Consider the following 14,818-nt stretch of genomic DNA (forward strand, 5'->3'; position numbering starts at 1 on the left):
CCACCCCAGGCCCCACCCGCGGGGCGGATTTGTGGTGGAGCGGCAAGCACCGCCATCACGGCGGGAACATTCAGGTTGTCTCCGCCCCGGACGGAGGCCGCTGTGGACCTCCGCTCTGATTCAGACAGAAGTGATCATTGGCGATCAGACCTGGGTGTTCGAAACAACACGGATCGGACTTGATCCGATCTCCGGCGAGGATGAGTACGAGACGGCCGTGACCGAGCCGGGTGACCGTATCTCCAAGCCCGTCCGGTACTGCCTGACGTCAGAACGGGCCCACGAGGTCCATCAGACGTTCGTGAACGCGTTGACCGCAACCACGAACGCCGTCACTGTCGCGAGCCGATCGCTCCCTTAGCCGAGGTGACCAGCTCGGCAACGTGCCCAACACTGTGTTGTCCGGCTTGCCCAGCTGCACCTGTGGTCAAGGTGACCATGCCGGATTTAGTTCTCGGCTTTGACAGTCACTCCGCCTGGCTCCGGGCCGCCTGTCTCCCGCTTCGCGCCCGGCTTGGACCGCCTGCAAGGCGAACTGGATCAACCACCCCGCCGCGAATGTTGATCACAGCGCTTATGCGAAGCGTCGCACACGCAACTATCCACAGTGGCCCCAATGGGCATGGGTTTGGGCATGAACGGTCGCCGATCATGCCCACGGAGCACCATGAGAGCGAGATCACACGCCCAATGACCAGGCGATACACCAGAGCCACAGCGTGAAGCCGACTCAAAATCCGTACAGTGCGCGTTCGAATCGCACCGGGGGCACTTTGTTGACCAGGCGAAACAGCCGGGCATACGGAACCGGCTGGATTCGTGCGCTGCCTGGGGATCACGGTCACTTCGGTGGCATTCGTAGGGCGCCGTCGAGGCGGATTACCTCGCCGTTGATCATCTGGTTGTCGATGATGTGTGCGGCGAGCGAGGCGAACTCTTCCGGTGTGCCGAGCCGGGGCGGATGGGGTACGCGCTGTTCGAGGGTTTTCCGTGCTTTGTCGGGAAGGCCGAGCATGAGGGGTGTGGCGAAGATGCCCGGGGCGATGGTGTTCACGCGGATCCCGTGTTCGGCCAGGTCACGCGCGGCGCTGAGCGTCAGCGCGGCGATACCGCCTTTGCTGGCGGCATAAGCGGCTTGGCCGATCTGGCCGTCGTAGGCGGAGATCGAGGAGGTCATGATCACGGCGCCTCGGTCGCCGTCGACCGGTTCGTTCGCGGACATCCGCGCGGCGGCGAGTCTGAGCACGTTGACCGTGCCGACGAGGTTGATGTCCAGCACCTGTTTGAACTCGTCGAGCGAGAGCGGGCCGCCGCTTCCCAGGATCCGCCCCGGTGTCGCGATCCCGGCGCACGTGATGACCACTCGCAGCCCGCCGAATTCCTCAGCGGCATCGAGTGCACGTGACACTCCCGCTTCTTCTCGAACATCGGCGGGCACGAAAACCGCGCGTTCTCCGAGGGCGTCAGCTAGCGACTGACCTGAGGAGCAGGGCAGGTCGGCGATGACGACCGAAGCGCCTTCGCGGTACAGGCGCCGCACGGTCGCTTCGCCGAGACCAGAAGCACCTCCAGTCACCACAGCCGCCGTTGTCGGATCAATGCGCATGTTTCTCCTGGAATCGCGTGGGTTTCGGAAGCTGGCGAGTGCGTTCGTCAGTCAGCGTGAAGCTCGCGCAGTTTGAACCGCTGCACCTTCCCGCTGGGTGTCTTGGGGAGCGCGTCCACGAACCGGATCAGTCGGGGGTAGGCATGGGCCGAGTAACGCTCGCGCACGTGCGCCTGAAGCTCCCGAACGAGGTCGTCTCCGGGCTCGGCACCTTCGAGGAGAACGGCATAGGCCACCACGATTTCGCCGCGCACACCGTCCGGGTCCTTCTGCCCCACCACGGCGACCTCGGCGACAGCGGGGTGGGTGATCAGCACGCTCTCCACGTCGAACGGTCCAATCCGGTATCCGGCGGCCAGGATGACGTCGTCGTCCCGTGCGGTGAAGAAGAAGTAGCCGTCCTCATCGACACGTCCGGTGTCGCCGGTGAGGTACCAGGCGCCGTCCCCGGTGAAGCGCTCGTCGGTGCGCTCGGGCTCTCCCCGGTACCCGGTGAACCAGAACAGCGGACTCTTGGTCGACACCGCGATCCGTCCGTCGACGACGTCGGCGACGATGCCCGGCAGCTGCTGTCCCATCGACGCGTCCTTGAGCGGACGTGCCACGTTCTCGTGCGCGCAGTTGCCGATGACCATGCCCAGTTCGGTCTGCCCGTAGTGGTCGCGGATCTCGACGTCGAGGGTCTCGCGCGCCCACCGCACGATGTCAGGGGTCAGTGGCTCTCCCGCCGAACACGCACGCCGCAGCCGCACGCCCTCGACGAGGCCGCTGCGGCTGATGGCCCGGTACATGGTGGGTGCACCGGCGAAGTTGGTCACCGCCTGCCGTCGCAGGACCTCCGTGGTGAGCTCGGGGGTGAATCCGGCGTCCACCAGCAGGTTGCGCCGGGCCGCGGCCAGTGGTGTGACGATGCCGTAGTAGAGGCCGTAGGCCCACCCGGGGTCGGCCGCGTTCCAGTGCACGTCGTCCGCCGTGACGTCCATGGCGAAGTGCATGTACGACCGGAACCCGGCTATCGCCCGTACCGGCACCGGAACGCCCTTCGGCCGCCCCGTCGTGCCGCTGGTGTAGAGCTGCAGGAATGTGCCGTCGCCGCCAACCGTCTCCCGCCCGGTGTGGGGTTCACGGTCGGCAGCGGCCCGCTCCAACTGGTCGACGTCGAGTGCCGTGATCCCGGGAATCGGGTCGACCTTGGCACGCTGCGCGCGGTCGGTGATCACGAGCTCGGCGCCGGCCGCCTCGACGCGCAGCTGGACGGCTCCGGTGGCGAACGCGGTGAACAGCGGCACGTGGACCGCACCGAGGCGCCAGATCGCCACGAGCGTGACGATGAGTTCCGGTCGTTTTCCCATGAGCACCGGCACTCTGCTGCCGCGCCGCAATTCGTGGTCGGCGAGCACGGTGGCGAGTCGGCGGGAACGCTCGGCGAGCTCACCGAAGGTCAGGTCGTGCGTCCGCAGGTCGGCGTCGACGAAGGTGAAGGCGACCGCATTCGGGTCGTGCCGGTCGCACAGCAGCCACGCGACGTCGGCGTCCCGTGCGTCGTACTCGGCGAGCCAACCTTCGATGGTTGGACGGGTGTCGCTGGTCAACGCTGCATCCCGCGGGCTGGTTCGGGATGGATTCGTTACGGCGCACGCTCCGGCGCCTGGCGGGACAGCGCCCGGATCGTGTCGACACCACCGGGGTCGATGATGTCGCCGTGGCGGGAGAGGTTGTTGGCGTGCCCGGCGATGTGCAGGGCGAACGCCGACTCCAGCGCCACGTCCTGGCCTTGGGCGGCGAGGCTGTTGTTGACGCTGGACTTCGCCAGCCGCAGCGCGTACTCGGGCATGCGTGCGATCCGCCGTGCGAGGTCGAGGGTGAAGTCCGCGAGGTCGTCGTCGGGGACCACGTGGTTGACCATGCCCAGCCGATGTGCGTCCGCAGCAGTCACAGGAGCGCCGGTGAACAGCATTTCCTTGGCCTTGCGCGCGCCCACCTCCCACACGTGGGTGAAGTACTCCGCACCGTTGAGCCCGAATGCCGCTACCGGATCGGAGAAGGTCGCCGATTCGCCGGCCACGATCAGGTCCATCGGCCACAACAGCATCAGCGCTCCGGCGATGCAACGCCCGTGGGCCTGGGCGATCGTGGGTTTGGGCAGATCGCGCCACCGGCGGCACATTCCCAGATAGGCCTCGCATTCGAACGCGTGCCTGCCCTCGACCCCGTCGGCGTCGAAAGCGCCCTCGAGGGTGGCCACGGACGGCCCGGGAATCCTCGAGTCGCGTTCGTCGAGATCATGTCCGGCGGAGAAGTCGGGTCCCGCACCAGCCAGGATGATCACCCGGACTGTGCGGTCCCGGACCGCGATCGCCAGCGCCTCGTCGAGGTCGTAGAGCATCTGGGGGTTCTGCGCGTTGCGACGCTCGGGCCGGTTCAGCACCACCCGCGCGATACCGGTCTCCGGGCTCTCGAGAAGCACGGACGAACTCATGCAACCCCCTCGTCCCCGTTGTGCCCCGCCGCCTCGAGGTACTGCTGCTTGAGACGGCGCTTGAACAGTTTTCCGGTGTCCTCGCGCGGCAGCTCGTCGGCGAGCACCACTTCCCGCGGCACCTTGTAGCGCGCCAGGCGGGAGCCGACGTGGGTCCGGATCTCGGCCGGGTGGAGGATCGCGCCGGGGATCGGCTGGATGTGGGCGGCGAGCACCTCTCCCAGGTCGGGGTCGGGGATGCCGAACACGGCCACATCGGCGACCCCCTCGAGGTCGAGCAGGCACGCCTCGACCTCGGCGGGGTAGATGTTCACGCCGCCCGAGATGACCATGTCGTTGAGCCGGTCGCTGAGGTAGAGATAGCCCTCGTCGTCGAGGTGGCCGATGTCGCCGAGGGTGAGGTAGCCGTCCCTTTCCATCCGACGGCGTTTGGGCTCGTCATCGATGTAGGTGAAGTCCGGCCAGCCGGTGAAGCAGCGCCCGTAGACGATGCCGTCCTCGCCCACCGGCTTGTCAGTTCCGTCCTCTCCGAGGATGCGCACATCGGCATCAAGGATCGGGCGCCCGACGGTGCCCGGACGGCTCAGGGCCTCCTCCGTGTCGCAGGCGGTGAAGGCACCCACCTCGGCGCCGCCGTAGTACTCGTGCACGATCGGACCCAACCAGCCGATCATGGCTTCCTTGACGTGCCGCGGGCACGGCGCGGCCGCGTGCACGATGGCCTTCAGCGAGGAGAGGTCGTAGGAACGTCGCACCTGCTCGGGCAGCTGCAGCAGCCGGTTGAACATCGTAGGAACCATCTGCACGCTGTTGACGCGGTGCTCCTGCACCAGCCGCAGGAACTCCTCGGCGTCGAAGCGAGGCATGATGTGCAAGTTCATGCCCAGCGCGACGGCGAAGGTGGCGTGCACGTTCGGAGCGGAGTGGTAGAGCGGCGCCGGGATGAGGGTCGTCTCGGCTGGAGCCAGGTGCCACAGCTTCGCGATGTTGGCCAGCAACGTCGGGCGGTCGGCCACCGCGACCGGGTCGCGGAGCACTCCCTTGGCCCGCCCGGTGGTGCCGGACGTGTAGATCACGCTCATCGGGGCGACAGGTGGGGGTTCGGTGCGGGGTTCGTGGTCGTCGATGCGCTGCGACAGCGTCGGCCACCTTCCGGTGGACGGCTGTGCGGTCAGCCCGTAGGCGCACCGCACCCCGGGCGGTATCTCCGCCTCGATGATCGGCAGCCCGGGTGCGCTGGACTCCACGGCCGGCAGCAGGTCGGTGTGGACCACCGCGAGCCGGGAGCGGCTGTCGGCCAGCGCGTGTGCGAGGTCGTCCCCCGTCCAGTGCCAGTTGATCGGAACCGGGGCAGCCCCGACGAGCCCGACCGCGAGCGTCACCTCCACGAACGCGATGTCATTGCGCATGACAACGGCGACGCGGTCGCCCGGACCGATCCCGTCGGCGTTGAGGGCCGATGCCAGCCGCGCAGCACGGGTGCGCAGCGTCTCCAGCGACTGAGAAGTTCCGCCTGAGTGGATTCGCGGTTCGCTCATGCCAGGTCCTTTCTCAGTGGAAGTCGGCCGGAACCGGAGTGAAGGGCACCCGGCGCGTCCACTCCTGGATCGCCCGGCCAAGAACCTCGTCGTAACTCATGCCCTCGATGGGAGCCGCCTTCTCCACCTCGGCGAGCACCGCCGGCGGAACATCCGGGATGGACACGCCCGCGTACTCGGCCCACTTCTGCGTCGAGTTGCGGAACTGGCGGGTGGTCACCGGCGAACCGATCACGTTGGCAGGGTCGGCCATCGCCCGTTCCGAGGTGACGAACACGACGCCTTCCTCGGTGAGCCGACCGAGGATCCGCTCGATGGTCGCACCGGCGACCGTCGTGCCGTGGATCAGCATGATGTGCGCCGGTGACCGGCCGAGCGCGGCAGTAGCCGCGGCTGCTTGGTTTTCCATCTGCTCGATCGCGGTGTCGACCAAGGTGTCCTCGATCCAGCGCTGCGCCGCCCGGTCCGTGAGCCGCAGGGCGCGGTCATAGGCGACCATGAACTGGGCGTCGTAGAACCAGAGCGTGACCGGGGAGGACAGGAACCCGTTTTGGCTCAGGTGAGTCTGGACCTGGCTCGTCTTGGTCGCGCTGTCGCCCTCCATGGCGAAGGCGTAGCGGAAGTAGCGCGACGGCGATGCCTCTATCCACCTGCTCAACAGCCGCTCGCTGGTCTCGATGTCGCGGAGGTAGGTGTCGACGTCCAGCCAGTTGAGGCTGATGTGCTGGTGCGTGTGGTTGCCGACGTAGTGCCCGGCGGCGCACCAGTCATCGAGGATGTCGAGCACGCGCGGATCTTCCTCCGTCGGCGCAGTGCTGTTGAAGGCGTAAACGCCGGGAACCCCATAGGCTTCAAAAGCCTTCATCATCTTCTTCGACACGGTGTGCGGACCATGCCCTTCGGGAAACGGGATCCCGGTCCACTGAAATTGGTCGTCCACGGTGACCGCGACTTCGAGGCCTGAAAGCAGACCGCCAGAAGATTTCGACATCGGACTCTCCTATGGGTTCGAGCGAAACTCGTGCCATCGTTGCGACAGACTCAAGCAGTGCCAATGCCCAATGCTCAGAAGCAGGTCGGCTTGTCGCCCTTCGGCGCGGCCCACTTGCCGCCGCTGCCCTGCATGACGAACATGCAGCTCGCCGGCGGCGGGCCGCTGGCGGTGAAGGTCAGCGGAACGGTGAGGCCGCCGAAGCGATCGCCTTTGATCTTGCGCAGCTGCGCCACCAGACTGGACCGGCTGACGTCCTTGCCAGCGGCGCGGACGACCTTCTCGAAGATCTTGGTCCCCACCCAGCCCAGCGCTGCGGCGCCGTTGGGCTTGCGGCCCCCGCCGTACTTACCCCACGCCGCGGCGAACTCCTTCGCCGCCGGCGTGGACAACCCACCGAACGGAAATATTCGGCTGGGATTAGATGAGACCGGAGCGGATTGCGTAGGAGACGGCGTGAGCGCGGTTATGGAGGCCGAACCGCTTCATGAACTGGTAGAGGATGTTCTTGACCGTGCGTTCTGAGTAGTGCAGTTTGTCAGCTATTTGTCGGAGATCGAATCCTTCGGAGACGAGGCCGAGGATATCGATCTCGCGGTTGGTGAACCCGGAAGGGTTCAAGCCTTGCGGTGCGAGTACTTCGCGGTAGGTCTGCACGATTTGCTCGATGAGCGCGCCCTGCAGTGAGGTGGGGAAGTATCCGCCACCGCTGCCTACAGCACGAAGGGCCTGGATGAACGTTGTAGCGGAGAAATGGCGGCGCCACAGGACTGCCCGGACACCCTGTTCTACCGCTGCGGAGATGTCGGCGTGCCATTGATCGCCCACGATGAGGAGCAGGGGGGTGGCAGTGTCGGGCCTGAACAACTGCAGCTCCTTCATGGTGGACGCTTCGGCGGTTTCGATGGCGATCACGACGATATCGACGTTGTCGCCGTTGTCGCCGTTGGTATCGACGAGCTGGGGGTCTCCACCCAAGCAGTTCGTCAGACCCATGCGCGTAAGGCGATCCTGCGCGTGGATTGCCACGCGGATTTTCTCCATTGTTCTCTGCATGGCGGTCCCTCGTTCTGAAAATACCAGGGTGGCTCGCGACCAGAAAGCTCGGATCAGTCTTTCCGGGAGTTAGGCCTTCCGCGCAGCGAGCAGCTCGTTGCCATCGCGGGCCCCGACCAGCGCCGGAAACCCGCTTGATTGGCTGGACGCACCGGCCGCCCGCTCGCCCCACGCACGATCGCCGGTACCGAGAGCACCGTCTCCCCCGGGTACGGATAGCCGGCGAACCCCGACGAATCCGCGAGACCGTAATCCACACAGCTCTGCGCGAGTAGTCATCGCCGCACCCGTCGGCGCCTGCAACAACAGATTGTCGCTGCCACTGACCTCATGCCAGGTCCCTTCTCAGTGGAAGTCGGCCGGAACCGGAGTGAAGGGCACCCGGCGCGTCCACTCCTGGATCGCCCGGCCAAGAACCTCGTCGTAACTCATGCCCTCGATGGGAGCCGCCTTCTCCACCTCGGCGAGCACCGCCGGCGGAACATCCGGGATGGACACGCCCGCGTACTCGGCCCACTTCTGCGTCGAGTTGCGGAACTGGCGGGTGGTCACCGGCGAACCGATCACGTTGGCAGGGTCGGCCATCGCCCGTTCCGAGGTGACGAACACGACGCCTTCCTCGGTGAGCCGACCGAGGATCCGCTCGATGGTCGCACCGGCGACCGTCGTGCCGTGGATCAGCATGATGTGCGCCGGTGACCGGCCGAGCGCGGCAGTAGCCGCGGCTGCTTGGTTTTCCATCTGCTCGATCGCGGTGTCGACCAAGGTGTCCTCGATCCAGCGCTGCGCCGCCCGGTCCGTGAGCCGCAGGGCGCGGTCATAGGCGACCATGAACTGGGCGTCGTAGAACCAGAGCGTGACCGGGGAGGACAGGAACCCGTTTTGGCTCAGGTGAGTCTGGACCTGGCTCGTCTTGGTCGCGCTGTCGCCCTCCATGGCGAAGGCGTAGCGGAAGTAGCGCGACGGCGATGCCTCTATCCACCTGCTCAACAGCCGCTCGCTGGTCTCGATGTCGCGGAGGTAGGTGTCGACGTCCAGCCAGTTGAGGCTGATGTGCTGGTGCGTGTGGTTGCCGACGTAGTGCCCGGCGGCGCACCAGTCATCGAGGATGTCGAGCACGCGCGGATCTTCCTCCGTCGGCGCAGTGCTGTTGAAGGCGTAAACGCCGGGAACCCCATAGGCTTCAAAAGCCTTCATCATCTTCTTCGACACGGTGTGCGGACCATGCCCTTCGGGAAACGGGATCCCGGTCCACTGAAATTGGTCGTCCACGGTGACCGCGACTTCGAGGCCTGAAAGCAGACCGCCAGAAGATTTCGACATCGGACTCTCCTATGGGTTCGAGCGAAACTCGTGCCATCGTTGCGACAGACTCAAGCAGTGCCAATGCCCAATGCTGATACACCGTTGTGTGGCGGGATCACATACGGAACGACCGGGGTGGACGCAGGGGCCCGGCAAAGTCTGGTTTCAGCTGGTGAGGAGTAGTTCGACGGGGCGGTTGGAGTCGCGGGCGTGATGTCGGCAGGCGGCGGCGATGTTGGTGTGGCCGGCGAGTCGGAGCAGGCTGATGGCGGTGTTGCCGAGGCTGGCCATGACTTGGGGTGCGTGGCCTGTGTGGATCTGGCTGCGGTCTTCGTCGTAGGTCACGTCGCGGACCCAGTGCAGGCGGTTTTCGATTGACCAGTGTCCTCGCAGCCATTGGGCGATTTGTTCGGGCCCGGCGTCGGTGGTGGGGAGGCTGGTGACGGCGTAGACGGTTTCGCGGGTGCGTGTGCCGGTCTTGCGGTCGGTGCGGGTGCGGGTGCGGGTAAGCCGCAGGACCTGGGCAGCGCCGGGGAATCCGATACCGGTGGTTTCCAGGGCAGGGATTTCACTTGTTTCCGCAGGGTGGGCTGGTTTCCTTTGACCGTGAGGATGTAGTGGCCGCCACGATCACGGATGATCTGGGCGGTATCACGCTGGCAGTGCATGGCGTCGGCAGTGATGACCGCGTCGGTGATGTCGAGTCCGCCCAGAAGCGTGGCGAGCACGGGGATTTCGTTGTGCCGCACGCCCCGGCGCTTGCGGGGATCGGCCACGCCCGTCAGCACCTCCAGCAATCCCTGGGGGACCGGCCAGCCGACGTCCACGACGGGTGCGGGCCGGGCAGGGCCCGACTCGACCGGGCAATCCAGGACAGGAGATGATGACAACGCGGGCACGGCGACGACTTCCGGACGATCGGTGTTTGGCAACTTCGATCATCACCGCGTCGTTACCGTGCCCGCCCCAACGACACGCCGTCACCGCAGGTCAAACCAGCACATCACGACTTTGCCGAACCTGGGGGTGGACGGCTCTCCCGGTGTCCTCCATAGTGTCGAAATGCTGGATGCGAAGGTGGGCGGCAACCCGCTACCGTTGGAGCCGTTCGTGAACTGGCTCGACCAACACGGACGCCTGAAATTCTCCGGGCTCGCCGATCAGCTCCACGCCGAGATTCCCGAGCTCGGAGCGGCCGATCCGGACACGCTGGAGGCGTTGCGCACGTCCATCGTCTCGCACCTGCCGGGCATGCGCGCCACCCTCATGGGTTCGAACCCGGACCCGCATCTTCCGAAACCGGCGCAGGATTTCGCGTACCTGATGGCTCGCTCGAACATTCCCCTGTCGGCCGTCCTTCGTTCCTACGAGCTGGGCCACGCCGCCATTTGGAACGAATTCACCAGCCATCTTCGCAAAAAGCAGTCGTGGACCGTTGCGCGTCGCGCCGAGGCGCTCGAGTCGGGTTCCATCCGCTTGTTCGAGTACATGCAGTCCATGACCGGCGAGACGATAACCACCTACAACCGGGCTCGCGACAGCCTCATGCGGGCCACGAATTCGCGGCGCAACGAGATCGTCCGCGCCGTGCTGTCGGGCAACGGGGGCGTGCGCGAGCTGAGAGAGCTCTTCGGTTATCACATCGATGAGGTGCACATCGGGTACGTGGCCTGGAGCGTCGACCCCATGAAACGCGAGGAGGTATCCGAACTCGCACGACGGGAGCTCCTCGGGTTCGCTCGGCAACACGTCTCCGTGACGACCGATTCCTCGGTCATCCACGGCTGGTTCACCCCGTGCAAGAACTCGACCTTCGACGACCTGGCCGCGGTTTCGCTGCCCAGGACCATCCGGCTGACTCTCGGAACCCCGCGCCGCGGAATCCGCGGGTTCCACCACACCCACCGGGAAGCCCTGTCGTGCGTCGACCTGACAGCGCTCCACACTCCCGCACCGACCCGGTTCCCCGACGTCGCGGTCACCGTGCTCGCCACGCAGGACCAGGAGATGGCCGCGCGGTTCGTCGATGACCACCTCGGGGCACTGCGCAGCCACGAAGACGGCGAACGTCTGATCAAGACGCTGCGGCACTACATGGACGCACACGCGAGCCCGACCCGGTGCGGTCAGCGCCTCGGCATCCATCCCAACACCGTGACCCAACGCGTTCAGCGCGCGGAGACGATCCTCGGCCGCCACCTCGACCCCGCCAGTCTGGCGCTACGCCTGGCCCTGGACCTCGAGCGCACGATGGAGTTGGAGTAAACGACGGCCCTTGCGCTACGCGGTCGACAGCACCCGTGGCAGACCCTATGAGGCTCCACCCGCGAGCGCCGTGGAGTCGGTGACGTCCTTCCCTTCCGGCTCAATCTGATGGTTGCGTGATGAAAGCCGCGCCTCTGATGTTCCTTTTATGACGCAAGTTGGAGCTCGGCGGTGGCTGCCTCGGCGGTGGCAGGTGTTGATCGTGACCTCGGTCGCGGCGTTCATGGCCACGCTGGACGTGACGATCGTCAACATCGCTTTCCCCGGCATCGAGCGGTCTTTCTCGCATGACTCGCTGGGCGATCTGTCGTGGGTTCTCAACGCGTACAACATCGTGTTCGCCGCCGCGCTGGTGCCTGCCGGGCGACTTGCCGACCGGCTGGGCCGCAAGCGCCTGTTCCTGGTGGGCGTCGTGCTGTTCGTGACCGCGTCGGTCGTGTGCGGGCTGGCCGGCAGCTTGGGAGTGCTGGTCGCCGCGCGGGTGGTGCGAGCGATGGCCGGTGCGGTGCTGCTGCCGACGTCGCTGAGCCTGGCGTCGCCGGAGTTCCCGGTGACACAGCGGGCGACGGCGACGTCGTTGTGGACGGCCACCGGTGCGGTCGCGGCGGCCACCGGCCCGTCCCTCGGCGGATTCCTGACCAGTTGGCTGGGCTGGCCTGCCGTGTTCTTCGTGAACCTGGTGATCGGCCTGCCGATGCGGATTCCCGCCCGTCGGCTGCTCCGCGAAAGCCGCGACCAGCAGGGGCGGCTGCCCGACTTCCTCGGCGCCGCAATGGTCGCGGGGGCGGTGGCCGCGGTCGCGTTGGCGATGGTCAAGGGTCAGGCCTGGGGGTGGGGGTCGACCGCGGTGCTCGCGACGGTGGGCGCGGCCGTGGTGCTGTTCGTCGCGTTCGTGCTGCGCTCGGTGCGGCATCCGGTCCCGGCGGTGGACTTCGCGCTGTTCCGGATCCGTTCGTTCACCGTCGCCGGCATCGGCACGTTCCTGTTCGCGATCGGGTTCTTCAGTCTGCTGCTGGGCAACGTGCTGTTCCTGACGGGCGTGTGGCACCTGTCCGTAGTGCTGGCCGGGGCCGATCGCGGCCGCGCTGTGCGCCCCGGTCGCGGGCCAGCTGGCCGATCGCTTCGGCCAGCGCGCCATCGCCATCCCGGGCACCGTGCTGTTCACCCTCGGCGCACTGACCCTGGCGGTGACGACCACCGCCGCTCGGAACTACGTCGGCGTGTTCCTACCGGCCGCGCTGCTCACCGGGATCGGGGTCGGCTTCACGCTGCCCGCGTTCGGCGGTGCCGGTGTCGCGCAGCTACCCCCGGCTCGATTCGCCACCGGCATCGGCGTCACGTCCGGACTGCGGCAGATCGGCGCGGTCATCGGCATCGCCGGCCTCATCGCCGTCCTGAGTGGACACCGCGGCGGCGCGGCCATCGACTCCTTCCATCGGGCGTGGCTGCTCATCGCCGGGATCGCCCTGCTCGCCCTGCTGGCCGGGATCGCGCTCGGTCGCATCCGCCCCGGCCCCCCGGCCCGGCGCGACGGCCGCCCCGGCCAGACCAGTCCACCCCGCTCACGACTGACACCCGTCCGTCCCCGTCGGCTCAGGGAGCTTTGTGATGACGACTGACACTGACGCCCACCTGCCAAACCCGCTGTCCGGCCCGGAGGCGCCACGGCAGCGCATCTCGCGGCAGTCGACCACCGAAGCCATGATGATCGCGGCACGCTGGCCGGACGCGTCGCCGCGGCTCGTGTTGTCCCTGACCGCGCAACTGGTGGGAGGCCGCCGCTACGCGGAGGCGTACCGCACGTTCGACGAACTGGCCACCGAACAACCGGACCGGCCGCTCTTCCTCGCGGTGGCCGCGTCGTTCCAGGCCAGGTTGCCCGGCCAGCTCGACGAGGCGGTGGGCAAGCTGGACGCGGCGGTCGCCGCGGAGCCCGGCTTGCCGCACTATTTCCGCGGCGTGACGCTGGCGGAACTGCCGTTGGAGGCCGGCCGAACCGAGGATGCCGTCGCCGATATGGAGTTCGTCCTCGCCCTGCGCGACCGATTCCCGCTGGGTCTGCGACGGGCGGTGTTCCGCGCACTCGCCCGCGCGTATGACCAGCTCGGCCGAACCGAGGATGCCGCGGCGGCGCGGCGGAAGGCCGGACTCGACACCCAGCCCGGCCTCCCGCCGTTCATCACCGACTTCTGGGTCACCGATCAGGACGGAGCACACTTCGCGCCGCCCGGACTGCACGAGCTGGCAGCGGGCATCTTCGCCGCACAGGGCCTCGGGTTCGGCGACATCGGATTCATCGTGACCGACACCTCGCTGGTCGTGATCGACGCCGGGAGCACGAACGAGCAGGCCCGCGCGGCGCTGCGGAAGATGCGGGAGATCTCCGCGCTGCCGGTCAGCCACGTGATCCTCACCCACGGGCACTTCGACCACATCGGGGGACTCGACGCACTGCGCGAGCCCGGCACCGAGGTGATCGCCCAGACCGGATTCACCACCGAGGTCGAGGCGCAGAACCAGGCGTTCATCCCGTGGCGCAGGTTCCTGCCCGCCGGCGCCGATCACCGACACCACGTCGTGCCCGACCGGCTGATCAGCGAACCGGAGACCATGACCGTCGGCGGCGTCGAGCTACGCCTGCTGCCGGCGCACGGCGGGGAAACGGACGACGCGCTGCTCATCCACCTGCCCGGGCGTGACATCGTGTTCGTCGGCGACATCGTGATGCCGTATCTGGGCGCGCCGTTCATCGCCGAGGGATCGGCCGAAGGCCTGCTCGACACGCTGAAGTTGATCGAAGACCTCGAACCCGCCCTGCTCGTTCACGGACACCCACCGCTGACCGCGAACTTCACCGTCGCCGCACTGGCGGGCCTCCGCCCGGCGCTGGAGGACCTGTACCAGGTGATCCGTGGCGACATCGCCGCCGGTCGCACGGTGTTCGACATGCTCGGCCGCAACCACCTGCCCGACGTCCTGCGCACGTGTCCGGATGCGGGACAACATCATCCGGCGAGTCCAGCGCCAGCACACCAGCTACTGGCAGCCCGACGTGCACAGCGTCGACCCCGTTTCCCCGACGGAGTGGGCCGCCGTACTGGAACTGCTCACCAAGGGGGAAGCTCGACGTCTACACGGACACGATCCAAGACCTGCTCGACCGGGACGATCTGCCCCTAGCCCTGAAGCTGGCCGACGCCGCGCTCACCAACCACCCCGGCAGCCCCGCGATCGCCGGCAGGTGACGTTGCTCCGGCTGGTCGAACGTCACCAGCTGCAAGGCCCCTTCAAATTCGTCGTCTACTCCGAACTGGCAGGTCTCACGGTCCCGGCGATCACGGATTGATCCAGCCCCGAAACCACCGCACGAACCCGAAAACGAGCGGAAGGCAGTTCGACCCTGCAAGCAGGCCGTTTTGGTGCTGCGCTGGTTCCTGGAAGACACCCGGATGGCGGCGCTGGCTAGGGACAACGCCGTCGCCTTGTCGACGGCGTATGAGTACCGGGACGAGGGCATTTCGGTGCTCGCCGCGCGCCGGCCGTCGCTGCACGGGGCGCTGCTGACGGCCAAGGCGACT

Annotated in this window: 13 protein-coding genes and 3 pseudogenes; 6 read left to right on the plus strand and 10 right to left on the minus strand. The window is 67.0% G+C overall.

Annotated features, from left to right (window positions below):
* Window positions 1–98 (plus strand): annotated as a pseudogene (locus tag AB0H93_RS43755) (IS5/IS1182 family transposase); the annotation flags it as partial.
* A 743-nt stretch (window positions 99–841) separates the two neighbouring features.
* Here AB0H93_RS43755 and AB0H93_RS43760 read toward each other — a convergent pair.
* The 9 genes from AB0H93_RS43760 to AB0H93_RS43800 form a co-directional block, all read right to left on the minus strand.
* A complete protein-coding gene (locus AB0H93_RS43760) occupies window positions 842–1,606 on the minus strand; it encodes an SDR family NAD(P)-dependent oxidoreductase (RefSeq protein WP_132493052.1) in 765 nt (254 codons plus the stop codon).
* Window positions 1,607–1,653: 47 nt separating this feature from the next.
* Window positions 1,654–3,198 carry an AMP-binding protein gene (locus AB0H93_RS43765; RefSeq protein WP_358582777.1) on the minus strand — a complete coding sequence of 515 codons (1,545 nt, stop codon included), beginning with the start codon at window positions 3,196–3,198 and terminating at the stop codon, window positions 1,654–1,656.
* A 35-nt stretch (window positions 3,199–3,233) separates the two neighbouring features.
* Window positions 3,234–4,085, minus strand: a complete 852-nt coding sequence (locus tag AB0H93_RS43770; protein ID WP_190816449.1) for an enoyl-CoA hydratase — start codon at window positions 4,083–4,085, stop codon at window positions 3,234–3,236.
* Window positions 4,082–5,623 carry an AMP-binding protein gene (locus AB0H93_RS43775; RefSeq protein ID WP_358582780.1) on the minus strand — a complete coding sequence of 514 codons (1,542 nt, stop codon included), beginning with the start codon at window positions 5,621–5,623 and terminating at the stop codon, window positions 4,082–4,084. The genes AB0H93_RS43770 and AB0H93_RS43775 overlap by 4 nt, the downstream gene beginning before the upstream one ends.
* A 13-nt stretch (window positions 5,624–5,636) precedes the next feature.
* The gene (locus AB0H93_RS43780; protein ID WP_358582783.1) at window positions 5,637–6,614 is read right to left on the minus strand and encodes a polysaccharide deacetylase family protein; all 978 of its coding nucleotides are present in this window, start codon (window positions 6,612–6,614) and stop codon (window positions 5,637–5,639) included.
* Window positions 6,615–6,688: 74 nt separating this feature from the next.
* Entirely contained in the window at window positions 6,689–7,006 is a 318-nt protein-coding gene (locus tag AB0H93_RS43785) for an ABC transporter substrate-binding protein (protein WP_358582786.1), read from the minus strand.
* A gap of 28 nt (window positions 7,007–7,034) precedes the next feature.
* Window positions 7,035–7,658, minus strand: coding sequence for a response regulator transcription factor (locus AB0H93_RS43790; RefSeq protein WP_358582789.1), 624 nt, complete (start codon window positions 7,656–7,658; stop codon window positions 7,035–7,037).
* A 357-nt stretch (window positions 7,659–8,015) separates the two neighbouring features.
* Window positions 8,016–8,993 (minus strand): polysaccharide deacetylase family protein, encoded by a 978-nt coding sequence (locus tag AB0H93_RS43795; protein WP_358582783.1) that lies wholly within the window; start codon window positions 8,991–8,993, stop codon window positions 8,016–8,018.
* A gap of 147 nt (window positions 8,994–9,140) precedes the next feature.
* Window positions 9,141–9,542, minus strand: coding sequence for an ISAs1 family transposase (locus AB0H93_RS43800; RefSeq protein WP_358582796.1), 402 nt, complete (start codon window positions 9,540–9,542; stop codon window positions 9,141–9,143).
* A 354-nt stretch (window positions 9,543–9,896) separates the two neighbouring features.
* Between AB0H93_RS43800 and AB0H93_RS43805 the strand changes: the two genes are divergently transcribed.
* Window positions 9,897–11,240 (plus strand): helix-turn-helix domain-containing protein, encoded by a 1,344-nt coding sequence (locus tag AB0H93_RS43805; protein WP_358582792.1) that lies wholly within the window; start codon window positions 9,897–9,899, stop codon window positions 11,238–11,240.
* Between the two features lie 223 nt (window positions 11,241–11,463).
* Window positions 11,464–11,919, plus strand: a pseudogene (locus tag AB0H93_RS43810) (MFS transporter); the annotation flags it as partial.
* A 140-nt stretch (window positions 11,920–12,059) separates the two neighbouring features.
* Here the strand turns inward: AB0H93_RS43810 and AB0H93_RS43815 are convergent.
* Window positions 12,060–12,260 (minus strand): hypothetical protein, encoded by a 201-nt coding sequence (locus AB0H93_RS43815; RefSeq protein WP_358582801.1) that lies wholly within the window; start codon window positions 12,258–12,260, stop codon window positions 12,060–12,062.
* 65 nt (window positions 12,261–12,325) lie between these two features.
* On the opposite strand from AB0H93_RS43815, the gene AB0H93_RS43820 reads away from it, so the two are divergent.
* The 3 genes and pseudogenes from AB0H93_RS43820 to AB0H93_RS43830 all read left to right on the plus strand — a co-directional run.
* The gene (locus tag AB0H93_RS43820; protein ID WP_358582798.1) at window positions 12,326–12,859 is read left to right on the plus strand and encodes an MFS transporter; all 534 of its coding nucleotides are present in this window, start codon (window positions 12,326–12,328) and stop codon (window positions 12,857–12,859) included.
* Window positions 12,849–14,420: an MBL fold metallo-hydrolase gene (locus AB0H93_RS43825; RefSeq protein WP_358582794.1), complete on the plus strand. Its 1,572-nt coding sequence runs from the start codon at window positions 12,849–12,851 to the stop codon at window positions 14,418–14,420. Before AB0H93_RS43820 ends, AB0H93_RS43825 begins: the two co-directional genes overlap by 11 nt.
* Before the next feature lie 227 nt (window positions 14,421–14,647).
* Window positions 14,648–14,818, plus strand: a pseudogene (locus AB0H93_RS43830) (IS5/IS1182 family transposase); the annotation flags it as partial.

It is taken from the genome of Saccharopolyspora sp. NPDC050642 (genome assembly GCF_040654735.1).
In the GTDB taxonomy this organism is placed as follows: Bacteria; Actinomycetota; Actinomycetes; order Mycobacteriales; family Pseudonocardiaceae; genus Saccharopolyspora; species Saccharopolyspora elongata.